This is a genomic window from Hyalangium ruber, assembly GCF_034259325.1.
Lineage (GTDB): Bacteria > Myxococcota > Myxococcia > Myxococcales > Myxococcaceae > Hyalangium_A > Hyalangium_A rubrum.
On record NZ_JAXIVS010000010.1, the window covers coordinates 156,043 to 179,776 of the forward strand.

The window sequence follows — 23,734 nt, forward strand, 5'->3', positions numbered from 1 at the left end:
GGCCTGCTCAGCTCGCGCGGCTCGCCGCTTCCTGACGCCGGGAGCGGCGGGCCTCTCGTTGGAGCTTCAGGGAGAGCTGCTTCAGCAGCGGCAGCATGTGCGGCTGCATTCCCTTGGGAGCGTAGACGTAGCCCTCCTTGAGGAGGCGCCGGTACGGAGCCGTCAGGCGAAAGCCGGGCGTGAAGATCCCCGCGTCCACGAGGGATTGGAGGAATTGCTCGGGCGTCATGGCCCGGATCTCCCTTCGCACCTGGGCCCGCTCCCTGGCCGCGGCCAGATGCCTGGAGTGCAGGGTCCATCGCACCTTCTTCCCAGGATTCTTCCGCTTCTCGGCCATGGGACACCTCCTTACGCTGCATCCTCGAAGAGAAGAGGCGGCGTCACCTCCAGGGTAGGAATGAATGTACCCACGATACAGGTAGGATTACAAATCGATATCTGAATATGGGTCTTCTTGTAGATGCCCGCTCCCTCGTAGACCGGCTCGCCTTCCAGGAAGGCACACCGAACGCTGTCGTAGGGAGTTCCCCGAGCGATCATCCGCAGCAGGTACCAGTTCAGCACCGTGCAATCGAGGTATCGAAGCTCCCGGTCTGGCGTGCGGCCCCGGTTGACCGGCAATGGAAGCCCTTGCGCTCGCGCTTGCGCGGCGAATTCACGGTGAGCGTCCGCGAGATCTTCCGTAAAGCGCGTGTCGAGCAGATCGAAGCAGCGGCCAAGCTGTAGGACGGCTCCCACCACCGCCGGCCGCTTCAGCTTCCCGCGCCGCCGCTGCTCCTCCGCGAAGCTCAGCGCCCGATCCGGCCCGTACTCCCAGAAATACACGCCTGACCCCAACCAGTCGTACGCGTTCGTGCTGGGCCGGAACGGTTCGCCTCGAAGCAGCCGCTCCACCGTGGACTCATCACACCCGTGGTACCCGATGACCGTGCGCGCATACCGCAGCATGGTCCCCTCCTCCCGCCCTCTCCGACACCCGGAACGGAGGAGACCCTACTGGGTAGGGGTGACACACCCCAACCCGCCCTACTGCTCCAGCCGCCACAGCGAGCGCAGGTCCGGTGGCAGGTTGCTCGCCACGTCATCGGCCTCGCCTTCGCTGATCTGCTCCTGGAATGCGCGGAACACCGCCCGCACCAGCGTCTCCACCTCCTCGGGTGACTTGCGGAGGTCTTCCGCCACCGTCTGCAGGAACTCTTCCCGGCCAAACCGGTGCGGGCGCGCTGGTCGCTTGTCGGGCGGCGGCAGGAATTCGACCAGCCGACGGGGCAACTGCGCCTCCAGGTCCCTCGCCTCCTTGGGGAGGATCCGCCGCTCCAGTGCGCTCAACACGGAGATGGCGGCACACTCGGCCAGCTCGGGCTCCATTCCTCCGCTCTGGCTCAGATGCCGGATGAACGCGGCATAGGTCGAGCCGACGTGGGACTCGTGCCGCTGCACGCGACGCTCCATCACTTCCTGATCGCTCGTAGGACGTGCCATCTGCGCCTCCCTTTCTCCCCTCAACCTGCGCACGCCTCCCATGTCCCCGACGCGAGCGCCCACCCCGCGAACGGGCCACACCGCCCCCGCTCCTCCGCCCGGCCCCTGATCAGTCTCCAAGATGGAACGCACATCTACCTACCCGGGCAACCCATCGAAAGTATTTGGATTTTCCTGGTGAGTGGCAGGCGAGCGAGCAGCCGTTCCAGGGCTGATCAGCCCGCCCCGTCCAGGCGATGTCAGACGCCTCCAGTATGAGTTGTCCCGTGAGCCACTCGACCCGTCAGAACGCGACGCACGTTCTTGAGCAGCGCAACCTCCTGGGCGGAACCGACCTGGTTCCCATCCTCGGAGGAGGCAAGCGCAAGCGTGCCCGCCAGTTCCACGTCGCCTCCGAGCGTCGGTTGGGCTTCGCCGCCGCGCTGGCCCTCGTGGTGGAACACGGTCGCCAGAAGGCCCGGGAGACCGGCGTCACCTCGATGACCCGCTGCCCCCGCTGCGACCACGTCGGCCCCACTGCCACGGACTTCGGCTACCGCGTCATTCGCGGCGAGCGCCGTCCCCAGTCCTGGTGCCGTGGCTGCCGAGGCCAGCACCTGGCTCCCGCCAACCCCAACGAGCCGCTGAAGATGTCCACCTCCCAGGCGCCCAAGCCCGCCGCGCCCGAGGAGGGTTGGCTCTTCCCGCCCGAGACGCTGCGCGCCCGCCCCCGCAAAAAGGGTGGCAAGCGCTAGCACCTCTCGGAGAGCTCCCCTGCTCGGCCACCATAGGCACGCACCGGGGCCCTTGCCCCATCGCCGGTGAGGGGATGGAAAAGCCATGGAGTCGTCCCTACCTCTCATTCCAGGAGGGCAACATGGCCGTGCGGACGAAACTGGCAGGAATCAAGAACAGACGGCGTGTGGATGCGCGCTCGGCGCAGCCCAGCCAGCAGGCCAGCAAGGGAAAGAAGACGTTGCCTCGGGATGAGGCGGCACTGTTGCGGAGGGAGAAGGCCCTCGAGCGCGTGACGCTCGGCCCCGCCGCGGAAGTGCATGAGCCCAAGAGCCACCGGCGCAAGACATCGCTCCAGGGCCGCAAGAAGGCTCCCAGCCAGATGCGCGTGAAGCGGGCCGGAGGCCCCGCCAAGCGGCTGCCCATCCACGGCGGATGAGTTTTCTGTCCCCCAGCACCCCAGAGGCCGGTGTGCCATGCGTCCGTGAGAGGGTTCTCGCGGCGTATGGCCCCGGCCTCACGTTTGTGCATCCTCCGCTCGGCGCGTCGGCCGCAGGTGCTCGAAGGCGCAGTAGGAGAGCAACACCAGCACCGTGAAGATCGCCGTGATGCCCAGCAGTTCTGGGTGCTCGCGCGGCTCGCGCAGGTGCGTGACGATGGCGCCCAGCAGCGGCCGTGGGTCCGTCAGCACGTCCCAGCTGTTCCAGCGCTCCACCCGCCCCAGGTAGATGCCATAGCCGCACAACACGGACACTCCGGCCACGCCCACCCAGGCGCCCACGCGCCCCACGCGCTCCTCGAGCAGCCGCTTCCACACCTCCAGCGAGAGCAACCCCAGCAGCCAGCCCGTGGCGGCGAAGAGCGCCAGCAGTGCCACGTCGAACCACAGCGGAATGCCGTGCCGAGGCCGCAGGTGGATGAAGTCCGTCAGCAGGTACGGCGCGTTGGGGAACACCAGCAACCACGCTCCGCCCAGGGGCACCAGGCTCCACCACCGCGCGGCGCCGCGCGCCTGGAGGAAGCTCGCCACCAGCGACAGCGCGTAGGGCACCCAGGCCAGGAAGAGGTTCCACAGCAGCCAGACGAAGGTGCCGCGCTGGCTCCACTCCAGCCGGGCCTCGAGCACCCCGACGCACGCCGCGGTGCTCAGCAGCGCGGGCCACAGCCCATGACGGTGGAGGAAGCGAAAGAAGGGCTGGCGCATGAGCGGTGTCCTGGCCGCGGAGCGTGGCTGGGGAGCCACGTCCCGGAACGCGGAGTGAGAGGTTCTCGTGTCTTCCAGGGCATCGGAGCCCATGCCCCTGACACGGAGCAAGAGCGGGGCCAGAGGCGAAGGCTCCGGTTCCCCACGGTGTGGGACTTTGTCGCCAGGCCTTCTCGGCTTCTGAGAGCCGCCACGCAACTTCCCGAACCCCCTGCCGATAATCCTTCTGTCTCTCTGATGTTCCAGGGCGGGACGCGGCAGTGCGCCACCCACTCCGAATGACTCCGGAGTGTGGGACTTCTCCATCGGGGAGAGGCTCAGGGTGAGGGCAAACTCCCGCGTGGCACCGCGTTCGAGTCCTGGGTTTCGCGTCCCGCGGTGGTGGGCTTCCGGAGTCCACCGCCGTGGGACGTGTGCTTTTGGCGGCGGGCCCTGGCGTATGGTGCGCCCGCGCGCATGCCTCGCCCCCTTCTGCCCCCCGCCCTCTCGCTGGATGCCGACGTGGCCCGAGCCTGGCTCGTCAGCCACATGGGCCTGGCCGCTCCCTCCTTTCCGCCCGGCGCCGAGGGCACCCGCGCGGTGCTCAAGACGCTGCGCTGCATCCAGTTGGATCCGCTGGATGTCATCGGTACCAACGCGGACCTCGTGGCCCTGGCGCGCGTGGAGGGGCTGGTGCGCGGGGACGTGTACCGGCACCTGATGCCGGGCCACGCCTTCGAGCACTGGGCCAAGGAGCGCTGCATCCTCCCCGCCTCCGCGTTCCCGTACTACCGCGAGCGCACGCGGGAGACGCCGTGGTGGCACCTGGCCACGCGCCTGGAGCGGCTGCCCGCGCAGGTGCTGGAGAAGGTGCTGGAAGAGGTGACGGCGCGAGGCCCCGTCACCGCCGCGGAGCTGACCGACCATGGCGCGGTGACGCCCCTGGACTGGAGCGGGTGGAAGGGCACCGGCAAGGCCACCTCCATGGCGCTGGAGGTGCTGTGGACCCGCTGTCAGGTGGTGGTGAGCGGGCGCGGTCCGGGCGGCAAGCGCTACGACGTGCCCGAGCGCGCGCTGCCCGAGGCTGCTCGCCAGCGGGTGCCGAGCGGGGCCGAGGCCTTCGAGCGCTGGAGCCTGCTCGAGCGCGTGGAGGCCGCCGGGCTGCTCTCGCGCGCGGCCGGGCCTCATTGGTCCGTGCTGTCGAAGGTACGCACCTCGGAGCTGCCCGACGCGCTGGTGCGCGAGGGCTTGCTGGAGGAGGTGTCGCTGCCCGGCTCGCCCCGCCGCTACCTGGTGCCCGCCGGCTTCCGCGAGCGCCCCGTGCTGGAGCCCGACGCGCGCATGCGCATCCTCGGGCCGTTGGATCCGCTGCTGTGGGATCGAGGGCTGGTGAAGCTCGCCTTTGGCTTCGAGTACACGTGGGAAGTGTACAAGCCCGCGGAGCAACGCCGGTGGGGCTGGTACGTCTGTCCACTGCTGCACCGGGGCCGGCTGGTAGGCAGGCTGGAGGCGCGCGTGACGGAGGGGGTGCTGCGGGTGGAGAAGCTCTGGCGCGAGAAGGGCGTGAAGCTGGATGACGCCGCGCTGGACGAGGCGCTCGCCCGCCACGCGAAGGCCTGCGGGGCCACGAAGGTCCGCCGGCCTCGGGCCCGCGTGAGCTGAGACTCTCGGCGAACCAGACATGAACTCCGGGGCCCGCCTGGCCCGCTGCCCCCTGGCAAATGGACCGAACCATCCCCAACTGAGTCGCTGGGAGGTCTCATGCCAGAAAAGACACAGGCGTTTCGGGCGAAATCCGCCAAGAAGAAGGGCACGACGATGGCGCTCAAGGCCACGGATGTGGGCGTGGCCGAGGGCATGAGTTCGCACCAGGCAAAGAAGAAGGGAGGCAAGGACCTGGGCGAAGTGGAGTTCTCGGACCGCAGCGTCAGTCCGCGCAGGCCCCCCGGCCGAGGGCTGACGGCCAAGAGCCGCAAGCTGCCACTGCCAGAGCTGGGCAGCAGCACCTCGCGCCGCAAGACGCTCCCGTCGGAGGCCGCCGCGGGCTACCGCAAGGAAGGCACGCGCAAGCGCACCACGGGCCGGGGTGACGCCTCGCCCCTGAAGGCGAGCAAGAAGCTCACCCGGCCGAGCCGGAAGCTCTCGCGCTAGGGCGGACGCGGAGACGGAGGGGCCGGAGCAGCCCCCCCGCCAGCGTGAGCAGACCGAGCAGTGCTGGGCCTCGCGTACTCGCGCAGCCTCCCGCCTCGGGAGCCACGGGCGTGACGCAGGGCGTGAAGCAGCGACAGGCCTCGGCGCCCTCGGGCTCGAGCCGCGCGCACAATCCCCCGGTGCCGCACGAGGCGTCGTCCGTGCAGAGTGCGCCGTAGTCTCCTTCCTGGAGCGCGGGGAGGAGACAGCGGCCCGGCGCGCCCTCCAGGGAGACGCACGTGAGGCCCGAGGGGCAGTCCGTGTCGCGTGTACACGTCTCGCGGCAAAGGGCCTCGGGCGGCAGCGTGGCACCGGGAGGCTCGGGCGACTCAGAGAGGAAGGGATGCAGGAAGCCCGCCTGGAGCGCGTCCACGCGCACGTTGAAGGCCTGCGCGCGGCAGGCCACGTCCCCGCTCGCGGTGATGCCGGCGAGCACCTCGCGCGTGCCGTCGCTCACGAGCACGGGGCCTCCGCTGTCCCCGACGCAGCTCATCGCCGGCGCGGGGCCCGCCTGGAAGGCACTGGCCGCGACCTCCGTCACGGTGAGCCGACCCTGGCGACGGCGGCCCGCGGGGGCCTGGGCATCCTTCGTGTCCCCGAAGCCGAGCACCCGCGCGGAGGCACCAGGAGCGAGCGTGAAGCGCCCCGGCTCGGGCAACGGGAGCGGTGTCACGGAGACTGGAGTGGCGAGCCGTAACAGCGCCGCGTCGAAGGCGTGGGTGGCGGGCACGTAGTCCGGATGCCGCACCGCTCGCGCGACCTGGACGAAGCGCCCCTGGGGCTCCGGGAGCAGCTCCGCGCCGAAGAAGACTTCGTAGGGGCCCTCCGTGCCGAAGACATCGAGACAGTGCGCCGCCGTGAGCACCACGTCCGGCGCGATGAGGGCTCCGGAGCACAGCAGCGTCAGCGGATCTCCCGTACACCGCGTCCGCCGCGCCACCAGCGCCACCACCGCCGCGTCTCCGGGCGCGTCCTCGCCGTTCACCACCTCTTGCGTCACCGTGGCCGGTGTCGCGGGCTCCACCGTGGGGGCGCAGCCCGTGGCCACGCTCAGGAGCCACATCCCGCATATAAAGGATGCGGGGCATGCCCCCCGTGGCGTCATTGCGTGGGCGGCTCGAGGTCCGCCGCGGCCGAGTGCTTCGCGGCCTCGTCTTTCAGCAGGCGCAGCCGGTCCTGGTGCCGGCGGATGAGCGTGTCCAGCCGCTGCCGCTCCCGCTCGTCGCCCTTCTGCGCCGCCGCGTCTCGCTCCCGCGTGAGCCGTTCCACGTCCCGGGACAGCAGCAGGGTGATGCGCTTCGTCTTCTCCAGCTTCCACTGCGCCGTCTGCGGCTGCTCCGGCTCGATCGCGTCATTCACCTGCGGCAGTGGGTGGGCGGACTCGGGCTCGGGCACGACGTCGCCCGGTCGGATGGGCACCACCGTAGCGTTCGGTGGCGGCGGCACCGCGGCGGTTGGCGCCGCAGGCGTCGGCACGGAGGGCGGCGCGGGGACACGCGGCGCGGGCGCGGGGGTCCGCACGGTCGGTGTCGCTCCCGGAGTCGGAGGCGCCACGGGAGCCACCGGTTCCGGAGCATCCGGCGGCAGGGCCGGTGCGGGCCAGAGCGCCACGCCCAGCACGGCCCCCATGAGCACCACGGCGCCAGCAATCGGGAGGAGGAGTCGAGGGGAAACGTTCATGGCGGGAAGGCCCGCGAAGCGTATCCCAGACTCAGAGCCGAAGCTTCCACCCGCCGTCCTGGAGCTCCACACGGAGGATGAAGGGTTCCTCGCGCACGGCCCCATCCCGAGCCACCTTCGCTCGGACGAGCACCGCGTCGGCGGAGCGCCCATCCACCTCCGCGCCCACCACCTCCACCAGCTCGAAGCCGTGCGCGTTCAGCTCCCGCACCGTGTCCGCGCAGGGCTGGGCGCTCCCTCCCGTGGCCAGCAAGGGCCCGAGCACCGCGCAGTCCCCGTCCGGCAGCGCGGCGAAGAAGCGCCGCACGGACGCCTCCGCCGCCTGGGTCTTCTTCTCGGCCGGGGAGGAGCAGGCAAGCGTGGCGAGCGCCAGCAGGAGCCCCGAGGCCCTCGCCACCCTACCTCCTGGAGAGCGAGCCATGGCGCGCGTCAGTAGCAGTTGCCGGCGAACATCTCGTCGTCGGTGGCCGAGACGAACTGGTCGTCGCAGTAGCCGCTGGCCAGCATGTGGCCGTTGCGCACGCAGCCGTCGTGGTTGGTGGCGTCCAGCGTGTACTGCGTGTCGCCGCCGCAGCCGCCGCCGCAGCGCCCGAAGCAGTTGCCCATCACCTTGGGGCGCGACCAGTGGTCCGGCTCGCCGCACTTCCACACGCCAGCGCTCAGGTAGAACTCATCCCCGCTGCACGAGGTGTGGTCGCCAAGCTGGGCGATCTGCTGGTTGATGGCCAGGTCGAAGCCACCCTTGTTGCAGTCGTGCTTGGCGTACGAGTACCAGTTGTAGGAGCCGCCGCAGCTGCCCGTCCAACTGCCGTTGCACTTCGCGTAGCTGCACAGCATGGTGTAGCCGCGGCCCTGCTCGCCCATCACCGTGCGCTGCATGGCCACCGTGCTCGGGTGCTGCGCCCACAGGCTCACCATGCGCCGCAGGTACTTGCTCTCGGGCGTCGCCGCGTCACCGGCCGGCAGCTCCGCGTTGAGCGCCGCGGACACCGCCTCCAGCACCTTGCGGTCCTCGTCCGTCAGCTGCGTGTTCTGCCCGTTGCCCGCCGCGAAGCCATCCAGCGTGGAGACGCCGTTCTCCGCGTCCACCAGCGCCGTGAGCGCCAGGCCGTTGAGGCTCACCTCGATGCGGAACACGCCCGGCTCCACCTCGCGCGAGGAGAGCGTCGTCGCGTCCTGGCCCTCGGCGCGGAAGGTGCCGTGTGTGGTGCCCTGGGCCACTGTGAGCGACAAGCCCTCCGAGGGCTGTGCGCCTTCCGGCTCCACCGACGTGCCGCTCGGGCTGCCACAGGCAAACATCACCACTGCCACCACTGCTCCAAGCATCTTTCTCATACGACGAGACCCTCCCGGCCCAGGCTCTCTCGGAATGTGAGAAAGTGCGGGTAGTCACGTGTAGCGGATGTATCAGGGAGTGCGCAAGTCGGGGTGCGTCAACGCCCCCTCATCCTCCGGGTTTGCGGAAGACGGGCAGCGGCCCGGCGGCGCGCTCCAGGCCGGTGGGGCCTTCGGGGAGGGACTCGTGCCCGCCGATGACCAGCAGGCCTCCGGGGGCCAGGCGCTCCACGAGCCGGGCGAGTACCTCGCGCTGGAGCGGCGGCGCGAAGTACGTGAAGGCCACGTTGCGGCAGAGCACGAGGTGGAAGGGAGCGTCGGGCATCTCCGCGCGCAGGTCCTGGCGCTGGAAGGTGGGCGCCTGGCGGAACTCGGGCGCGAGGCACTGTTCCCCCTCGGGCGTGAGCGTGAAAGCCTGGGAGGCCCACTCGGGCGGCAGCTCGCGCAGGGTGCCGGAGGGGTAGCAGCCCCGGCGGGCGCGCTCGAGCAGGGCCTCGTCCGCATCGGTGGCGAGGAGCTCCAGCCGGAGCCCCGGCACCTGAGGCGCGAGGCCGAGGTGAAAGAGGACGGCAACGGTGTAGGGCTCCTCGCCAGAGGCACAGCCGGCGCTCCAGACTCGGAACACTGTCTCGCCACGGGCCTTCGCATCACGCAGGAGCGCGGGGAGGAGCTGCTCGCGCAGCACGTCGAAGACGTGGTGGTCCCGATAGAAGCGGGAGATGGTGACGCGGCAGAGCGAGTCGAGCACGGCCCACTCGGCGGGGTCCGCCTCCAGGCGTGCTCGGTAGGCGGCAGCGCCCTCCAGCCCGAGCGCCTTCACCCGACGGCTGATGCGCTTGCACACCTGCCCTCGCACCCGGCGAAAGCCGTCCCAGCGCAGCCGCAGCCGGGGAGCGGCCCACTGCAGCAGTTCCACGCACTCGCGGTCGGTCATGGCTCGTGCCCTCAGCTGCCCGCCGGCGGCTGCAGGGGCAGCTCCAGGATGAAGGTGGCTCCTTTCCCAGGCCCGTCACTGTGGGCTCGCAACGAGCCGCCCAGCTCCTCGGCCGCCAGGGCGCTGAAGTGCAGGCCGAAGCCGTGCCCGTCCTCGCGCGTGGTGAAGCCGTGCTCGAAGATGCGCGTGAGCAGCTCCGGCGCGATGCCCGTGCCCTGGTCACACACCTCGATCCGAATGCGCGCGGAGGAGGCGTGCCCCACCTTCAGCGTCAGGCACCGCTGCTCCCGCTCCACCGCATGCATGGCATCCTTGGCGTTGCTGATGAGGTTGGTGAGCACCATCACCACCTTGTGCTTGTCCGTCACCACCAGCGGCACGGGCTCCAACCGCCGCGCCACCTTCACCTCGTGGCGGCTGAGCGTGGCGGAGTTGATGTTCAGGGCATCCTCCACCAACTCCGCCACCGCAACGGACTCGATGAGCCGGGGTGAGCGAGCGTAGCTCTGCTGCTGGTTGACGATGGTGCCGATGTGGCTGGTGTATCGATCCATGTCATCGAGCAGCACGCGAAGCCCCTCGCGCTCCTGCTCCAGGTTCCGCCCGAGCTCCCCCAGGTACGGCAGCAGCTTGCGCCCGCGCTCGTCCTGGTTCACGAAGGTGCTCAGCTCCGCCTGGTGCTCCGTGAGCAGCGCCGCCACCCGGCTCACCTGCTCCAGGCGCAGCGCCTCCAGTCGCTCCCGGACCACCATCGCCGTGGTGTTCACGCTGTTGAGCACGTTGCCCACGTTGTGCAGCACGTTGGTGGCCACCTCTGCCATGCCCGCCCGCCGCGCCACATCCACCAGCTTGCGGTTCACCTCCTTGAGCTCGCGGGTGCGCGCGTCCACCCGCTGCTCCAGCCCCTCGTTCGCCTGGCGCAATGCCTCCTCGCGCTCCTGCACCTTGTCGGCCATCAACCGGAAGGCGCTGGCCAACTGCCCCAGCTCGTCCCCACGCGCCGTGTCCAGCCGCACATGGAAGTCCCCCTTCGCCACCCGGTCCGTCGCCTCGGTGAAGGCCAGCAGCGGACGGGTGATGTGCTGCCTCAGCACCCAGTACATGATGGCCAGCTCCAAGAGCAGTGACGCCACGCCGAACAGCAGCACGTAGCGCGCGGCCTGGAGCGCGGGCCGCGTCACCTCGGCCTCCGGGAGCACCGTGACGAAGTTCCACCCCGGGCCCCGCAGCCGCGCGGCGGCGAGGTACTCCCCGGACTCGGGGAGCTCCAGCACCGTCTCCTTGGAATCCCGGCGCGTCACCCGCTCGAAGATGACCCGCAGGTGGGCGCGCCGCTCCTCCGAGTCGAGGGCGCTGGCCCCGGCACCCGCGGGCGGCTTGGGCTGCAGGAGGTTGTAGCTCTCGGTGGCCCCCTCCAGTTGCAGGTCCGGGTGGGCGATGAGCTGCCCGTCATCGCGAAAGAGGACGTTGTAGGCGCCGGGCAGGTGCTGGTTGACGGTGCGGTCCATCAGCTCCGCGAGCAACACGTCGTGCCCCATCGTCGCAATGTGACGTCCGCCCACATCCAGCGGCGTGGACACCGAGACCATCCAGCTCCGGGCGACAGGGTCCGGGTAGGCGGCACACCAGCGTGTCTCCCGCGCTGGGTTGTTCGCGGGGAAGCTGAGCACCATGAACTCCAGCGTGAGCGGAGTGAAGGTGGACTCGGCCTCCTTGTACCAATTCGGGCTCTCGGGCCAGAAGAGGACCAGGGGCCCCTCGGGCAGGGTGATGTACGTGTTCGTGAAGCGCGAGTGGAAGGCGGGCCCGTACTGCGTCAGCACGTCATAGGAGGCCAGGATGCGCCAGCGCAGCTCGTCGCCCAGCGCAACGCCCTGGGGAATCACCACCGCTGGCTGCCGGGTACCATCGAAGGTCTCCGGCCGGTTGCGCACGGTACCGTCCGGGAACTTCACGAAGAGACTGTCGAAGCGGGCGTCCACGTCCTGCCCCGGCGTGCTCTGGAGCTTCTCCGCCAGGGCCTTGTTGAGCAGGCCGTGGTTGTCCTCGGCCAATATGAAGATGCCCTGCTCGCGCTGGAGGCGCTCGTGGACGTGGCGCTCCAGCTGGGTCAGCGCCTCGGTGCGCAGCGTGCTCACCAGGTGCAGGTAGCTGAAGAAGGTAGCGAGCGCGATGATGGCCGCGATGCGCACGCCCATGGAGATGAGCGTGGAGCGGGCCAGGGACGTGTGTGGGCGAGGGATGGAGGGCATAGGCGGAGGGGCCATTGTCCTTTGAGCCCCTCCCCTCTCACCAGCCGCCCCCCCTTCACCTTGGGTCAGCTTGACGGAGGGAGGAAAGCGAACACCCGCGCCGGGGCGCCGCTGCCGTCCTTCACGAACAGCGGAGAGATGACGAGGAAGGCCCCCGTCGCGGGCAGCGCCGAGAGATCCGCGAGGTTCTCGATGTGGTAGCCGCCGCCCGGCAGGAAGTCCCGGTGCTGCTCGAAGGTCGCGTTGGGCCCCGGATCCGTGGAGAGGGTGTCGATGCCGATGCCCCGCACCTTGCGCTCGCGCAGCAGGCGGCTGGCGGCCACGGAGAGGCCGGGGTAGTGCATGACACCGGCCGCATCCGTGTTGCGGTAGCGCTGCTCGTCGGGCCAGCGCGAGGCCCAGCCGGTGCGGATGAGCACCACGTGCTCGGGCCGCAGCGGGCCATGCTGGCGCTCCCAGGCTTCGAGGTCCGCCGGAGTCACCTCGTAGTCCGGGTTGCTGGCCACCTGCGCGGTGACATCCACCACGGCGGCCGGGCCCCGGAGAACATCCGCCGAGAGCTTGTCCACGGGAGCCGCGCCCGTGGCGAAGTGCGCCGGCGCGTCCACATGGGTGCCGATGTGCTCACCGAGCTCGAGCTGGCGGATGAAATACCCGTCACGCTCGACGGTCCCCTGTACCTTCACTCCCAGGCGCGTGCCTCCTGGGAACACGGGCATGTCCGAGGTGAGCGGGTGGCCGATATCGATGACCCGGGCGCGCGCGAGCCAGTCGGCTGGGGCTTCGCGATGGGCGGTGCCCGAGGTGGCACATGCGCCCAGCAGCAAGGCCATGGGGAACGGCAGGAGCTTCCTGTATCCGGTCTTCATGCGGAGAACCTCGTCGGGACGGTGGAACCGCCCCGACGGTACCTGACGTTCGACGCTCCCGGAGCCCGTTCCGACTGGCGATGTTGGCGCGGAGGCCGCTTCTCCCGGGGATTTTCCGGCCCCGGCGCTACGCCTTCCCGCCGTGGTCGAAAAGCCCGAGCGGAGCGCCTGTCGGGTCGACGATCATCGCGATGCGGCCGATGTTGGGAACCTCGACCAGCGGTACGAGAACCTGCGCGCCCAGCTTCGCCGCCTTGTCCCGCGCGGTTTCGATGCGATCGACGACGACATAGGTGAACCACTGCGGCGGCATGTTCTGGGCCTTCTCGATGTCCGCCACCGCCCCCTCCGGCGTGTCATCCACGCCGAAGACGCTCATGCCGCCCTGGAAGCTCCGCGCCTGCCAGCCGAAGACCTTGCTGTAGAAGGCCTTGGCCCGCTCCACGTCATTCGTGCTCAGCGTCTCCCAGCAGAACTCGCCGGCCTTCGGCATCGCCGGCTCCGGGTCGCCGTTCAGATCCTGGTACGCGATGATGACCGCGTTGTCCGAGTCCATGAGGACGGCGAAGCGCCCCATGTTCGGGATGTCCTTCGGACCGTGGGCGACCTGGCCCCCGTTCTCCTGTGCCCGCTTCGCCGCCGCGTCCACGTCCTTCACCGACACGTAGCTCATGAAGATCGAGGTCGGGGACTCTCCCTTGCGGATCTCCCAGATGCCGCCGATCAGCTTCTCGCCCAGCTTGATGCCCTCGTAGTTGCCGCCATCGGGCCCCAGGTCGAACGGTACGAACGTCCAGCCAAAGAGCTCGCCGTAGAAAGCCTTGGCTCGCTGGCTGTCCAACGTCATCAGCTCGCGCCAGGTCACGCGCCCCGGTGTGAAACGCTTCTCGCTCATCGGCACCCCTCCGTGGGTAATAGGTAGGGTGCGTGGTAGCAGACCTTGTGCGTCGGGGACAACCCTCTCTCGCGCTCAGGCGGTGCCCTCGGCCTCGCTCTCCTGGAGCGCGGCGTCCACCTCGGCGCCCAGCGGGTAGATGATGAGGTGACGCACCGGCTCGCTGCCATGGCTCACCGTCTCCAGGTGGTAGCGGCTCACCAGCCGGTGCTGCAGCTTGCGCAGCCGGGGAGACCGAGGGGCCAGCGGCACCACCACGCCCTCGCTCAGCACCCGCTGGATGGCGTGCTCGGCCTCGGCCACTGCCTCGCGCACCTGCTCCTCGTCCACCCCCTCCACCATCATGAAGGCCGCGCGCAGCACCCGCCGCAGCTCCGCCGTGCTGTTGCGCTTGATGGCCTCCACGCGCGCCCCCGTGCGCTCCACGATGCGCCGCATCCGAGGGTCATTCGCCCGCGAGCGCAGCGTGAGGATGAGGTCCGCCGACTCCACCCGCCCCACCACCTTCGCGTCCGCCTTCAGCTCGCGCAGGACGCGGTCGAGCAGGTCTCGGCTCACCGCGTGCGCATAGACGCGCATGGGCCCGGTGTTGGGCGCCGGGGCCGCCGGGGCCGCCTTGGAGCGGGGCGGAGGCAGGGGCGCCGTCGACTGAGGCACCTCCTCCACCTTCACCTCGCCTCCGTCCAGGCTCCGGCGCTCGCCTCCCACGTCGCGGCCCGCCAGCAGCCGGTCCACCGCCTCCGCTGTGTCCGGGTGTACCAGCACCTCGTCCCGGCCCACCATCTCCACCACGATGTCGAAGGTGGGCGGCGCCTTGCGCTCGCTGATCGTCTTCTGTGTGTTGCGCCGGCGTGCCTCCTCGTCGCTCAGCGTCACCGTGTGGACCCCGCCCACGAGATCCGACAGCGTGGGGTTGAGCACCAGGTTCTCCAGCGTGTTGCCGTGCGCGGTGGCCACCAGCTGCACCCCGCGCTCGGCGATGGTGCGCGCCGCCGACGCCTCCGCCGAGGTGCCAATTTCATCGACGATGATGGCCTCGGGCATGTGGTTCTCCACCGCCTCGATCATCACGTCGTGCTGACGGTCCGGCCTGGACACCTGCATGCGCCGCGCGCCGCCGATGCCGGGGTGGGGGATGTCGCCGTCGCCGCCAATCTCGTTGGAGGTGTCCACCACCATCACGCGCTTGCGCAGGTCGTCGGAGAGCACGCGTGCCACCTCGCGCAGCTTCGTCGTCTTGCCCACGCCGGGCCGCCCCAGCAGGAGCACGTTGCGCCCGGTGGCGATGAGATCCTTGAGCATGTCGATGGTGCCGAACACCGCGCGCCCCACGCGCAGCGTGAGCCCCACCACGCGCCCCTTTCGGTTGCGGATGGCCGAGACGCGGTGGAGCGTGCGCTCGATGCCCGCCCGGTTGTCCTCTCCGGGCGGCCCTACTTGCGACAGCACGTGCTCCAGTTCCGTGGCCGCTACGGGCTGCTCGCGCAGACGCTGAGAGCCGTTGACCAGCCGCGCCTCGGGAGGCCGCCCCAGGTCCATCACCACCTCGAGCACCTCGCCCGGGGGCAGGGCCCTCACCGTGGCCTTCAGCGGCTCGGGCAGTACGTCCACCAGGAGCTGGAAGTCGTCATCGGGCTCGACGGGCGTCTGTTGCATAGAGTGACCTCTCGGAAGATGGGGCTGGGGCCAGGCTCCTGCACGGGAAAGTGCTCCCAGGCAGGCGGGCGAGCCCTCCCCCTCCTGGCTCCGCTCGGGGGATAATCCGCCCATGCGCCATCTCCTCGCACGCTGTTTCCCGATGCTCCTGTGCTCCTGGCTCGCCGGGTGTGATTTCGGCGAGGCGTCGCCAGAGCCGGATGGTGGAACCCTGACGGATGGAGGTGTGCAGGACCCGTCCGAGCAGAGCCCGCTCGCTCGCGACATGCTCGCCGCGCACAACCAGGTTCGCGCCACCGCCTCGCCCGCGCCCGTGCCTGCCCTGGCCCCGCTGGCGTGGTCCGTCAATGCCGCCACGACGGCCCAGGCGTGGGCGGACCAGTGCAAGTTCGAGCACAACTCCAAGCGGGGGAACCTCGGCGAGAACATCGCCGCTGCCACCCAGGGAGGCTTGAGCAACACGGGGGTGGTGACGAACTGGGCCGCCGAGGCCGCCTCGTACGACTACGGGCTGAATGCCTGTGCTCCGGGAAAGCAGTGCGGCCACTACACGCAGATCGTCTGGAGGAACACCACGCACGTGGGCTGCGCCATGAAGCTCTGCGACAAGAACTCTCCTTTCCAGGGCTTCACCCGGTGGGAGTTCTGGGTGTGCAACTACTCGCCCCCGGGCAACTTCGTCGGACAGCGACCCTACTGAGCGCGCAACTCGCACGCCGCATACCCCGATAAGTGCCATGAGCCCAAGACGGACCTGCCCTTGGGACAGGGGGGAAGCTCATGCACCGGATGCGCTCCGTTCGATGCTTTGCCGTGCGCCTTGCTCTCCTGCTCGCCACGGCCCTGCTGAACCTGGTGGGATGCAGCTTGAACGGGCTGGGGTGCCAACCGGGTGACGACACGGAAACCTGTTGCCTCAAGGAACATCCTGGCGCCTGGGAGCGCTGCACGGGGATGGCAGGCCCCAAGGCTCCGCCCAAGTCCAAGAACCGCCCCAAGCCCCATCCCGAGAAGGACCCAGAGCCGCTCATTCCGCCCCTCCCCACCCCCGAAGAGCAAGAGCAGTGGAACGAGCGATGCCGCGATCACTACGTTGAGTGCAAGCACTCGGCACAGGGCGAGAGATGGGGTCGCAAGTTCAGCGAGAGCCAGTGCCAGGCCTGTTGGGAGCTGTGCCGTCGCATTGGGGCGTGGCCAGAAGAAGCCAACGACAAGCCGTGTCCAGGTGGATGACCATGAGAGTCACACGCAAGGAGTGGTGGCACAGCATCGCGCAACGACGTGAGCAGCTCTTCTTGAAGCTGATCGAAGCGAAAGCTCCCTATCAGGACTACAAGCTCGCCGTCTTGGAGCAGGAGAAGGCGCTGCTGCGCGAGACGAGGACACCCGCCGAACGCCTGCACCTTCAACAAATCACCGCCAAGGAAGTGCTCACCGAGGCGTATATGGCACGCGCATCCTGGGAAGAGTTTGGTCCCTTGCTACGACGCTGCCAGCGCCTCGGCTTCGCGGACCTGGGGGATTTCGTCCATGTCGCGTGTCTCTTTGCCCAGGCGTTGCCGCGCTTCCCCAGGCAGGCCCGACAGGCGTTCGCCATGCTGACCCATGCGGAGCAGAAGCTCCTTCGCCTGCGCAAGAGTCACTTTTTGCGTAGAGATGGGCTCAAAGCCATCACACATGCGCGGCGCATCGTAGAGGCGGCTGGCATCGCTCAACCGAAGACGCGCACGACAACGTGAGCTCACTTCGTCAGCTTGCCCTGCTCCTTCAGCGCTCGCAGCTCCGTGAAGCCGCCGATCAACGTCCCGTCGATGAAGACCATCGGGAACGTCGGGAAGCCCGCCCAGAGCTTGAGCGCCAGCCGCGCCTGCCACATCGAGAAGTAGCTGCCGTACTCGAGGTACGTGAACGCGATGCCCTGCTCGTCCAGCAGCTTGCGCGCCCGCTTCACGAACGTGTTCTGCGCCATCCCCACCACGACGACCCTGTCACTCGCCACCGTGGCGGCCACCTTCTCCACGACGGCGCGGTGGAGGTTGCCCACCGCCTCCTGCACCGCCGGAGAGACCTTGTCCTGCGAAAGCGTCAGACGTGCCATGGGGCCCGACATTAGCAACTCAGGCCTGGGCCCGCGGTTCCTCCATCAGGGCGCGCGTGGCGGAGACCTCCCGGGGCTCCACCCCCCGGGCGCGGCGGATGCGAGAGATGATCCCCATCGCCTCCTCCTCCGTGTCGGCGAACTCCACGTCCACCCGCCAGTTGCCGGCCAGGTACAGCGCCAGCACGATGGCCTTGGTGATGGCGCGCTGCAGCGCGTCGGCGCCCACGTAGATGATGCCGTGGAACCACTCGGCGCGGATGGTGTGGGAGAAGCGCTCCCGGGCCGCCTTGTCGATGGTCGACCGGGAGATGTCAGCGATGACGAAGATGGGACGCTCGGTCACCAGCGCCCGGTAGATGGCAAAGAGGTTGTCGACATCCTCGACCCGCGTGGGGCCTCGGAAGGTGACTCGCAGCAGATCCGGGTTCTCCCAACGTGCGTGGTGGGTCCCGAACGTCCATTCCTTGGTCGCGCTCATGGCTTCCCCCATGACTCCCGGGAATCTAGGAATGCCCCGCGAGTCTCCAAGTGGGGGGCCCGCAGAAAGCGCTCTGGGGCACCACCGTGTGGGGTGGTGGCGGATCAATCTGCCCAGCAAAGGACAGAGTGGGAGGAGCTTCACGCCACTCCTCCCACCCGCTCGGCTACCAGCGGCCCTGGACGCGCTGCATGAAGTCGTAGGGGTAGCCCAGCTCCAGGGCGCTCGCCTCGTCCAGCCGCTTGAACTGAGCGTCGTCCAGCTTCAGCTCCGCGGCCTTCAGGTTGTCCTCGAGCTGCTCCACGGTGCGCGCGCCGAAGATGACGGAGGTGACGGCGCGCTTGCGCAGCAGCCACGCCAGGGCCACCTGCGAGGGCGAGGCCTTCAGCTCGGCGGCCACCGCGTCCACGGCCTCCAGGATCCGCCAGTTCCGAGGGGTGTCGAAGCCCGAGAGCCGATCCTTCCACTTGGCCAGGCGCGAGGCGTCCGGCGGCGGCTGGCCCTTGCGGTACTTGCCCGACAGGAAGCCGCCGGCCAGGGGCGACCACGGGAGGATGCCCAGGCCGAACTGCTCACAGACGGACACGTGCTCGCGCTCCAGCTCGCGCACCACCAGGCTGTACTGGGCCTGCAGGGCGATGAAGCGCGAGAGGTGCTGGCTCTTGCTCGTCCACAGGCTGTCCACCAGCCGGTAGGCGGCGTAGTTGCTGGCGCCGAGGTAGAGCACCTTGCCCTGGCGCACCAGGTCCTCCAGCGCGCGGAGCGTCTCCTCCTCGGGCGTGTCGATGTCCTGCATGTGGACCTGGTACAAATCAATGCGGTCGGTCCGCAGCCGGCGCAGGCTGCCCTCCACCGCGGCGCGAATCTGATAGCGCGAGGCGCCCGTGTCGTTGGGCCCCTTGCCCATGCGGAAGCGGAACTTGGTGGCCAGCACCACCTCGTCGCGCCGCTTGGACTGGGCGAACCAGTTGCCCAGCACCTTCTCGGTCAGCCCGTCGTTGCCGTAGACGTTGGCCGTGTCCCAGAAGTTGATGCCCGCCTCCAGCGCGCGGTCCATGATGGCGAAGGACGTCTTCTCGTCGGTCGCCACCCCGTGCATCATCGAGCCTTCGGTCGGCTCGCCGAACGTCATCGTCCCCAGGCACAGGCTCGACACCTTCAGGCCGCTGTGTCCCAGCTTGCGGTACTCCATGGCTCTCCCTCCGTGGTGGCGGCATGCGCCGCGAGGCCGTGGGCCTAACGTGCCCAAGCGCCCCTCGCCACAAGGAAAGACCCCCGCGCCGGGCTCCGTGTTGGGAGTCCGACCGGGGGTCTTGGGGAGCGCCAGAGCGCGCCGATGAACTACTTCGTGGGCGGCGGAGCCTTCTGCCCGCCCGGCGGGGGCGAGCCCGGCTTGACGCCCTGGGGCACGCCCGGGGTGTTCATGGGAATCATCGGCGGGGTGGGCGACGGGTTCTTCGTCGCCTCGAGCAGCTCCACCTCGAAGATGAGCGTGGCACCCCCCGGGATGTCCGGCGGGGCGCCGCGATCGCCGTAGGCGATCTCGGAGGGGCACACCAGGCGGGCCTTACCGCCGACCTTCATCTTCTGCAGACCCTCGGTCCAGCAGCGGATGACGCCGTTGAGCGGGAAGGTGGCCGGCTCGTTGCGCTTGAAGGAGCTGTCGAACTCCTTGCCGTCGATGAGCGTGCCCTTGTAGTGCACGCGCACGATGTCGGTGGGCGTGGGCGCGGCGCCCGTGCCCGCCTGCGTCTCCTTGTAGATGAGGCCCGACTCGGTCTTCACCGCGCCCGGCTCCTTGGCCGCCTGCTCCAGGAAGGCCTTGCCCTTCTCCTTCTCGGCGGAGGCCTTGGCCGACTGGCGGTTGACGGCCAGCGTCTGAATCTTGGGCCCGTAGGTGGCGATCTCCACCGCGGCCTTCTGGCCCGTGACTTCGGCGGTGATGCCGGCCTTCACGAAGTCCAGCTCCTGAGGCGACAGGCCGAACACCGCGACGCTGCGGCCGATCGACAGGCCCAGCGCGTACAGCGTCTTCTGATCCTCGGTCTGCGGGTCACCCGCGGCACCGGTGGCCGCGCCCGTGCTGGTGCCCGTCGTGGTGGCACCCGTATTCGCGCCGCCCTCGGCGCTCTTGTTTTCCGTTGGCTTCTGGCAGCCGGCAACGGCCAGCGCCACCGCCAATACCCAGAGTTTCCGCATGTCTTCGCCTTTCCTTGCAGCAGGGGCCGTAAGACGCCCCCTCGCAAGGGGCCACTTACTACAGAACGGGCCCCTTCTCGCGCTTTCCGTCAGTCTTTGGGGCGCTTCCCCACCCCGTTGGAGGCGGATGAACCCTCCCGGCGGAGCCTTGGGCCCCCAACCATCACGGCTCCGAGCGCTCGGAACCGACGCCGCGCACGGTATGCACGGCGGCGTCCACCTCGGCGAGGATGCGGCGCGCGTGCTGGAGGAACGCCTCGCCGGCGGGCAGCAGGCGCATGCCCCGAGGGGTGCGCTCGAAGAGCTGGGCGCCGAGCTCGTCTTCCAGGGCGAGGATGTGGCGGCTGAGCGGGGGCTGGGTGAGGTGGAGCCGGCGGGCGGCGCGCCCCACGTGGCCCTCTTCGGCCACCGCGACGAAGGACTGGATGTGCGTGAGACTCACGGTACGGAAGGGTAGCGCGGATCCCCGGGCGCGTGAACTGGCGGCCTGGGTGGACCGGGGCGGTGTTCACCGAGGGACGGACCCGATACCCAGACAGCATTGGACGCCGCACGAGGGCCGGTGCCACCTTGCCTCGCATGGGAATTCCACTGCTGAAGGGGACCGAGATTGATCGCCTGCGACTGGCCGGGCAGGCGGCGGCGGGGACGCTGGCCTGGGTGGCGGGGCGGCTGACGCCGGGCATCACGACGGCGGACATCGACGCGTGGGTGCGGGAGGACACGGCGCGGCGCGGGGGGACACCGAGCCAGCTGGGCTACCACGGCTTCCCGGCGTCGGTGTGTACGAGCCGCAATCAGGTGGTGTGCCACGGGATTCCGCGGAAGGACGAGCGGCTGGAGCCGGGGGACATCATCAACGTGGATGTGACGACGTGCCTGAACGGGTTCCACGGGGACACCTCGGCCACGTTCCTGATTGGCGAGGTGTCGGCGGAGGCGCGGCACGTGGTGGACGTGGCGCGCCGGTGCCGGGATGCGGGGGTGGCGGTGGTGCGCCATGGCGCGAAGCTGGGGGATATCGGCGCGGCGATTGAAGAGCTGGCGCGGGCGGAGGGCTGCAGCGTGGTGCGCGAGTACGGGGGGCACGGCATCGGCCGGTCGATGCACGGGCCTCCGCACGTGTCTCACGTGGGGGAGCGGGGGACGGGCATCACGCTGAAGTCGGGGATGGTGCTCACCATCGAGCCGATGGTGAACCTGGGGCGTCCGGGCATCCGGCTGCTGCCGGACAAGTGGACAGTGGTGACAGAGGACGGGAGCCTGTCGGCCCAGTTCGAGCACACGGTGCTGGTGACGCGGGAGGGGTGCGAGGTCCTCACGCGACTGGACCCCGGGGCCGCCAGCGCGTGAGCGGCACGGCCGCGCTCAGCGGCGGCGGGAGAAGAGCGTCTCGGAGATCATCAGCAGCACGACGGCGCCGATGATGGCGCCGATGAAGCCTGCGGGGGAGGGGCTGCGCCAGTTGCCGCCCCAGAGGAGCGCGGCGAGGAAGCCGCCCATGAAGGAGCCTCCGACGCCCAGCAGGGTGGTGCGGATGATGCCCAGCTTCTGCTGGCCCGGCATGATGAAGCGGGCGATCAGGCCCACGACGAAGCCGAAGACGATCCAGCTGCACAGCCCCATCTTGGAGTCTCCTCACGTGCGCGGAGCAGACCGCGCGGGTCTTTCACTTCAACAAGGCCCGGAGTCTGCCCCACTGCGTCCCAGCGCGGAACTACGTATCCTGGTTGTGTGCGCCGGACACCCGGGAAGATGGCCTGGGCGAATGGGCGGCCGCCAGCGTGGCGTCCAGGGCGTTGCCCACGGTGAGGGTGCCGCCAGCGAGGATGTTGTTGTCCTCGATGAGCTCCACCTCTTCGCCGCTCAGGTCAGCGATCGCGCCCAGATACCAGGTGCCCTCGGGAACCTGCACACCCCCGGGAACGGACACCGCGACGCACTGCCCGACTCCCACCGTGGGCAGCACCACCTCGCCGAGGAGCATGTCCGAGGCGATGATCGCCGCATCCCGCGACAGATACAGACCGACCCGGGCGCCCGCGCGTCCAGGCTGAGTGCCCTGGTTGCACACGGTGGCCTGTCCCGTGACCGGCTGCCCGCCCTGGAGCTTGTCCGGCCCCGTGACGCGAGAGACGACCAGATCCGCGCCATCCCCCACACCGAGCACATTGCCCGCCCGGAGGTTGTTGTTCTCGGACAGCTCCACCACACCCTGCGCGCTGTCGACGTAGGCGCCCACGTACCACGAGCCGCTCGGCACGTTGACGAGGCCGGAGACCTCCAGCGGCGCGCACTCGCCCGCTCCCAGTGCGGGGACCTGGGCGCTCCCCAGGTACGGATCCGCCGTGGAGATGGACGCATCCAACGACAAGAAGAGGGCCACGCTGGCCTCGGGGCTCGACGCCGTGCCCTGGTTGCACACCGTGGTGGTGGCCTTCATCGGCTGCGCGGAGACGGCGCTCGCGGGGCCGCGCACCTCGGCGACGACGAGATCCACCCCGCGGCCCAGGGACTGCCGCTGGCCCACCCGGGTGTTGTTGTCCTCGAGCAGCTCCCGCACACCCTCGGCGCGGTCCACCCAGGCCGCCACGTACCACAGCCCGCTGCTCACGCCGGGCGCGCCGCTGACAGTCACCGAAGCGCACTGCCCCGGCTCCAGGGTCTCGACCGAGGCGCTGCCCACCCGCGTATCCGTGGCGCTCAGGGCGGAGTCCGCCGACAGATAGACCTCCACCTGCGGCGCGGCGCTCTCGGTGCCCTGGTTGCACACCGTGGCGTTGAAGCTCAGCGTCTCCGAGGGGTCCTCCGGGAGCCGCGAAGGCCCACTCACCGCGCTCACGGTGAAGTCCGGCCCATGGCCCACGACCGCGCGGTTGCCCACCCGGACGTCATTGCCCTCCACGAGATCCACCACCCCAGGCGCCCCCGCCACCCGCGCCGCCACGTACCAGGACCCCTCCGCCACGTTCGCCGTGGAGGGAATCGCCAGCGCGGCGCACTGCCCGCCCTCCAGCATGCGCGTCGCCGCGCGACCCACCCGCGTGTCCTCGGGCGAGAAGGCGGCGTCGTCTGAGAGGTAGACCTCGACCGTGGCCGAGGCGCTGGCGGTGCCCGTGTTGCACACCGTGGCGGTCGTCTGGAACGCCCCCGAAGGCAGGAGGCTCACGGGCGCGCTCACCTCGGCGACCGTGAGGTCCGCGCCCGAGCCAATGGCCATCCGCGTGCCCGCGCGGCTGTTGTTCGTCTCGGTGGACTCCTCCACCGTGTTGCCGGGGTCGATCAGCGCGCCCACGTACAGCAGACCGCTGGCCCCACTCACCGCGCCCTCGGTCCGCACATGCAGGGTGGCGCACTGCTGGGGGTGCAGCATCCCCGTCGGCGCGCTACCCACCAGGCTGTCCGTGGCGGCGATGCGCGTGTCCTCCGACAGGTAGAGACTCACCGTGCTGCTGACACCGACCGTGCCCTGGTTGCACGCCGTCACGGTGACGAAGTAGCCGGTGGGCGCCGGTGTACTCAGCGGCCCTCCCACCGAGGACACCCACAGGTCCGGCGCCTGGGAGGAGGTGACCGCGCTCAGCATCGAGTCCAGGAAGAGCTCCGCCGGCCCCACATTCCCCCGCCCACACCCCGCCAGCATCCCTCCCGCCACCAGCAGGGGCTTCAGCCAGCGCTGACGATGCTGTGCCTTCAAGAGCCCCTCCCAGCGAAAAGATCCGCTGGGACGGAATACTGGATCTCCTTTCCCAGGAAATCCAGCTTA

General features: G+C 69.6%; 27 protein-coding genes. 7 read left to right on the forward strand and 20 right to left on the reverse strand.

The genetic code is table 11. The annotated features are described in order from the left end of the window. Positions 1-7: 7 nt before the first annotated feature. The 3 genes from SYV04_RS27255 to SYV04_RS27265 all read right to left on the reverse strand — a co-directional run bounded on the left by SYV04_RS27255 (position 8) and on the right by SYV04_RS27265 (position 1,482). Complete coding sequence (locus SYV04_RS27255) at positions 8-337, reverse strand: hypothetical protein (RefSeq protein WP_321548843.1); 330 nt, start codon at positions 335-337, stop codon at positions 8-10. Between the two features lie 11 nt (positions 338-348). After that, the gene (locus SYV04_RS27260) at positions 349-948 is read right to left on the reverse strand and encodes a hypothetical protein (protein WP_321548844.1); all 600 of its coding nucleotides are present in this window, start codon (positions 946-948) and stop codon (positions 349-351) included. A 78-nt stretch (positions 949-1,026) separates the two neighbouring features. Next, positions 1,027-1,482 carry a DUF2267 domain-containing protein gene (locus SYV04_RS27265; protein ID WP_321548845.1) on the reverse strand — a complete coding sequence of 152 codons (456 nt, stop codon included), beginning with the start codon at positions 1,480-1,482 and terminating at the stop codon, positions 1,027-1,029. A gap of 236 nt (positions 1,483-1,718) precedes the next feature. Between SYV04_RS27265 and SYV04_RS27270 the strand changes: the two genes are divergently transcribed. Beyond that, on the forward strand, positions 1,719-2,216 hold the full coding sequence (locus SYV04_RS27270) for a hypothetical protein (protein WP_321548846.1): 498 nt from the start codon (positions 1,719-1,721) through the stop codon (positions 2,214-2,216). Between the two features lie 122 nt (positions 2,217-2,338). Next, positions 2,339-2,635, forward strand: a complete 297-nt coding sequence (locus tag SYV04_RS27275) for a hypothetical protein (protein WP_321548847.1) — start codon at positions 2,339-2,341, stop codon at positions 2,633-2,635. A 78-nt stretch (positions 2,636-2,713) separates the two neighbouring features. On the opposite strand, the gene SYV04_RS27280 is transcribed toward SYV04_RS27275, so the two are convergent. Then, positions 2,714-3,400, reverse strand: a complete 687-nt coding sequence (locus tag SYV04_RS27280) for a DUF1361 domain-containing protein (RefSeq protein ID WP_321548848.1) — start codon at positions 3,398-3,400, stop codon at positions 2,714-2,716. 456 nt (positions 3,401-3,856) lie between these two features. Here SYV04_RS27280 and SYV04_RS27285 point away from each other — a divergent pair, with 456 nt between their 5' ends. Continuing rightward, a complete protein-coding gene (locus tag SYV04_RS27285) occupies positions 3,857-5,041 on the forward strand; it encodes a winged helix-turn-helix domain-containing protein (RefSeq protein ID WP_321548849.1) in 1,185 nt (394 codons plus the stop codon). Positions 5,042-5,140: 99 nt separating this feature from the next. After that, positions 5,141-5,530 carry a hypothetical protein gene (locus tag SYV04_RS27290; protein ID WP_321548850.1) on the forward strand — a complete coding sequence of 130 codons (390 nt, stop codon included), beginning with the start codon at positions 5,141-5,143 and terminating at the stop codon, positions 5,528-5,530. Here SYV04_RS27290 and SYV04_RS27295 read toward each other — a convergent pair. The 9 genes from SYV04_RS27295 to SYV04_RS27335 form a co-directional block, all read right to left on the reverse strand. Next, complete coding sequence (locus SYV04_RS27295) at positions 5,499-6,632, reverse strand: S1 family peptidase (protein WP_321548851.1); 1,134 nt, start codon at positions 6,630-6,632, stop codon at positions 5,499-5,501. The two genes, SYV04_RS27290 and SYV04_RS27295, sit on opposite strands and share 32 nt — an antisense overlap. 38 nt (positions 6,633-6,670) lie before the next feature. Further along, positions 6,671-7,249 carry a hypothetical protein gene (locus SYV04_RS27300; protein ID WP_321548852.1) on the reverse strand — a complete coding sequence of 193 codons (579 nt, stop codon included), beginning with the start codon at positions 7,247-7,249 and terminating at the stop codon, positions 6,671-6,673. A gap of 31 nt (positions 7,250-7,280) precedes the next feature. Then, positions 7,281-7,646, reverse strand: coding sequence for a hypothetical protein (locus SYV04_RS27305; protein WP_321548853.1), 366 nt, complete (start codon positions 7,644-7,646; stop codon positions 7,281-7,283). A gap of 32 nt (positions 7,647-7,678) precedes the next feature. Then, a complete protein-coding gene (locus SYV04_RS27310; protein WP_321548854.1) occupies positions 7,679-8,584 on the reverse strand; it encodes a hypothetical protein in 906 nt (301 codons plus the stop codon). A gap of 109 nt (positions 8,585-8,693) precedes the next feature. Beyond that, positions 8,694-9,518, reverse strand: a complete 825-nt coding sequence (locus tag SYV04_RS27315) for a CheR family methyltransferase (RefSeq protein WP_321548855.1) — start codon at positions 9,516-9,518, stop codon at positions 8,694-8,696. Positions 9,519-9,529: 11 nt separating this feature from the next. Further along, positions 9,530-11,785 (reverse strand): ATP-binding protein, encoded by a 2,256-nt coding sequence (locus SYV04_RS27320; RefSeq protein WP_321548856.1) that lies wholly within the window; start codon positions 11,783-11,785, stop codon positions 9,530-9,532. Positions 11,786-11,835: 50 nt separating this feature from the next. Beyond that, complete coding sequence (locus SYV04_RS27325; RefSeq protein WP_321548857.1) at positions 11,836-12,639, reverse strand: cyclase family protein; 804 nt, start codon at positions 12,637-12,639, stop codon at positions 11,836-11,838. Between the two features lie 127 nt (positions 12,640-12,766). Then, positions 12,767-13,534, reverse strand: coding sequence for a VOC family protein (locus SYV04_RS27330; RefSeq protein ID WP_321548858.1), 768 nt, complete (start codon positions 13,532-13,534; stop codon positions 12,767-12,769). 75 nt (positions 13,535-13,609) lie between these two features. Further along, positions 13,610-15,190, reverse strand: coding sequence for a R3H domain-containing nucleic acid-binding protein (locus SYV04_RS27335; RefSeq protein WP_321548859.1), 1,581 nt, complete (start codon positions 15,188-15,190; stop codon positions 13,610-13,612). A 112-nt stretch (positions 15,191-15,302) separates the two neighbouring features. On the opposite strand from SYV04_RS27335, the gene SYV04_RS27340 reads away from it, so the two are divergent. Next, entirely contained in the window at positions 15,303-15,890 is a 588-nt protein-coding gene (locus tag SYV04_RS27340; protein ID WP_321548860.1) for a CAP domain-containing protein, read from the forward strand. 535 nt (positions 15,891-16,425) lie between these two features. Further along, a complete protein-coding gene (locus SYV04_RS27345; protein WP_321548861.1) occupies positions 16,426-16,929 on the forward strand; it encodes a hypothetical protein in 504 nt (167 codons plus the stop codon). Between the two features lie 2 nt (positions 16,930-16,931). On the opposite strand, the gene SYV04_RS27350 is transcribed toward SYV04_RS27345, so the two are convergent. From SYV04_RS27350 to SYV04_RS27370, 5 genes are all read right to left on the reverse strand, one after another. Continuing rightward, positions 16,932-17,288 carry a glutaredoxin gene (locus SYV04_RS27350; RefSeq protein WP_321548862.1) on the reverse strand — a complete coding sequence of 119 codons (357 nt, stop codon included), beginning with the start codon at positions 17,286-17,288 and terminating at the stop codon, positions 16,932-16,934. A gap of 19 nt (positions 17,289-17,307) precedes the next feature. Next, positions 17,308-17,769, reverse strand: coding sequence for a hypothetical protein (locus SYV04_RS27355; RefSeq protein ID WP_321548863.1), 462 nt, complete (start codon positions 17,767-17,769; stop codon positions 17,308-17,310). A gap of 166 nt (positions 17,770-17,935) precedes the next feature. Then, positions 17,936-18,961, reverse strand: a complete 1,026-nt coding sequence (locus SYV04_RS27360) for an aldo/keto reductase (RefSeq protein ID WP_321548864.1) — start codon at positions 18,959-18,961, stop codon at positions 17,936-17,938. A gap of 149 nt (positions 18,962-19,110) precedes the next feature. Further along, on the reverse strand, positions 19,111-19,968 hold the full coding sequence (locus SYV04_RS27365) for an FKBP-type peptidyl-prolyl cis-trans isomerase (protein ID WP_321548865.1): 858 nt from the start codon (positions 19,966-19,968) through the stop codon (positions 19,111-19,113). A gap of 163 nt (positions 19,969-20,131) precedes the next feature. After that, positions 20,132-20,410 carry a LysR family transcriptional regulator gene (locus SYV04_RS27370; protein WP_321548866.1) on the reverse strand — a complete coding sequence of 93 codons (279 nt, stop codon included), beginning with the start codon at positions 20,408-20,410 and terminating at the stop codon, positions 20,132-20,134. A 137-nt stretch (positions 20,411-20,547) separates the two neighbouring features. Here SYV04_RS27370 and map point away from each other — a divergent pair, with 137 nt between their 5' ends. After that, entirely contained in the window at positions 20,548-21,321 is a 774-nt protein-coding gene (gene map / locus SYV04_RS27375; protein WP_321548867.1) for a type I methionyl aminopeptidase, read from the forward strand. A 15-nt stretch (positions 21,322-21,336) separates the two neighbouring features. On the opposite strand, the gene SYV04_RS27380 is transcribed toward map, so the two are convergent. Together SYV04_RS27380 and SYV04_RS27385 are read right to left on the reverse strand one after the other, a co-directional pair. Then, positions 21,337-21,594: a GlsB/YeaQ/YmgE family stress response membrane protein gene (locus SYV04_RS27380; protein ID WP_321548868.1), complete on the reverse strand. Its 258-nt coding sequence runs from the start codon at positions 21,592-21,594 to the stop codon at positions 21,337-21,339. 91 nt (positions 21,595-21,685) lie between these two features. Continuing rightward, entirely contained in the window at positions 21,686-23,665 is a 1,980-nt protein-coding gene (locus SYV04_RS27385) for a CARDB domain-containing protein (protein ID WP_321548869.1), read from the reverse strand. Between the last annotated feature and the right edge of the window lie 69 nt (positions 23,666-23,734).

Excerpts from the sequence above, each read along its gene's own strand:
- SYV04_RS27255 (WP_321548843.1), bottom strand. The coding sequence starts at position 337 with ATGGCCGAGAAGCGGAAGAATCCTGGGAAGAAGGTGCGATGGACCCTG.
- SYV04_RS27260 (WP_321548844.1), bottom strand. The coding sequence starts at position 948 with ATGCTGCGGTATGCGCGCACGGTCATCGGGTACCACGGGTGTGATGAG.
- SYV04_RS27265 (WP_321548845.1), bottom strand. The coding sequence starts at position 1,482 with ATGGCACGTCCTACGAGCGATCAGGAAGTGATGGAGCGTCGCGTGCAG.
- SYV04_RS27270 (WP_321548846.1), top strand. The coding sequence starts at position 1,719 with ATGTCAGACGCCTCCAGTATGAGTTGTCCCGTGAGCCACTCGACCCGT.
- SYV04_RS27275 (WP_321548847.1), top strand. The coding sequence starts at position 2,339 with ATGGCCGTGCGGACGAAACTGGCAGGAATCAAGAACAGACGGCGTGTG.
- SYV04_RS27280 (WP_321548848.1), bottom strand. The coding sequence starts at position 3,400 with ATGCGCCAGCCCTTCTTTCGCTTCCTCCACCGTCATGGGCTGTGGCCC.
- SYV04_RS27285 (WP_321548849.1), top strand. The coding sequence starts at position 3,857 with ATGCCTCGCCCCCTTCTGCCCCCCGCCCTCTCGCTGGATGCCGACGTG.
- SYV04_RS27290 (WP_321548850.1), top strand. The coding sequence starts at position 5,141 with ATGCCAGAAAAGACACAGGCGTTTCGGGCGAAATCCGCCAAGAAGAAG.
- SYV04_RS27295 (WP_321548851.1), bottom strand. The coding sequence starts at position 6,632 with ATGTGGCTCCTGAGCGTGGCCACGGGCTGCGCCCCCACGGTGGAGCCC.
- SYV04_RS27300 (WP_321548852.1), bottom strand. The coding sequence starts at position 7,249 with ATGAACGTTTCCCCTCGACTCCTCCTCCCGATTGCTGGCGCCGTGGTG.
- SYV04_RS27310 (WP_321548854.1), bottom strand. The coding sequence starts at position 8,584 with ATGAGAAAGATGCTTGGAGCAGTGGTGGCAGTGGTGATGTTTGCCTGT.
- SYV04_RS27315 (WP_321548855.1), bottom strand. The coding sequence starts at position 9,518 with ATGACCGACCGCGAGTGCGTGGAACTGCTGCAGTGGGCCGCTCCCCGG.
- SYV04_RS27320 (WP_321548856.1), bottom strand. The coding sequence starts at position 11,785 with ATGGCCCCTCCGCCTATGCCCTCCATCCCTCGCCCACACACGTCCCTG.
- SYV04_RS27325 (WP_321548857.1), bottom strand. The coding sequence starts at position 12,639 with ATGAAGACCGGATACAGGAAGCTCCTGCCGTTCCCCATGGCCTTGCTG.
- SYV04_RS27330 (WP_321548858.1), bottom strand. The coding sequence starts at position 13,534 with ATGAGCGAGAAGCGTTTCACACCGGGGCGCGTGACCTGGCGCGAGCTG.
- SYV04_RS27335 (WP_321548859.1), bottom strand. The coding sequence starts at position 15,190 with ATGCAACAGACGCCCGTCGAGCCCGATGACGACTTCCAGCTCCTGGTG.
- SYV04_RS27340 (WP_321548860.1), top strand. The coding sequence starts at position 15,303 with ATGCGCCATCTCCTCGCACGCTGTTTCCCGATGCTCCTGTGCTCCTGG.
- SYV04_RS27345 (WP_321548861.1), top strand. The coding sequence starts at position 16,426 with ATGAGAGTCACACGCAAGGAGTGGTGGCACAGCATCGCGCAACGACGT.
- SYV04_RS27350 (WP_321548862.1), bottom strand. The coding sequence starts at position 17,288 with ATGGCACGTCTGACGCTTTCGCAGGACAAGGTCTCTCCGGCGGTGCAG.
- SYV04_RS27355 (WP_321548863.1), bottom strand. The coding sequence starts at position 17,769 with ATGAGCGCGACCAAGGAATGGACGTTCGGGACCCACCACGCACGTTGG.
- SYV04_RS27360 (WP_321548864.1), bottom strand. The coding sequence starts at position 18,961 with ATGGAGTACCGCAAGCTGGGACACAGCGGCCTGAAGGTGTCGAGCCTG.
- SYV04_RS27365 (WP_321548865.1), bottom strand. The coding sequence starts at position 19,968 with ATGCGGAAACTCTGGGTATTGGCGGTGGCGCTGGCCGTTGCCGGCTGC.
- map (WP_321548867.1), top strand. The coding sequence starts at position 20,548 with ATGGGAATTCCACTGCTGAAGGGGACCGAGATTGATCGCCTGCGACTG.
- SYV04_RS27380 (WP_321548868.1), bottom strand. The coding sequence starts at position 21,594 with ATGGGGCTGTGCAGCTGGATCGTCTTCGGCTTCGTCGTGGGCCTGATC.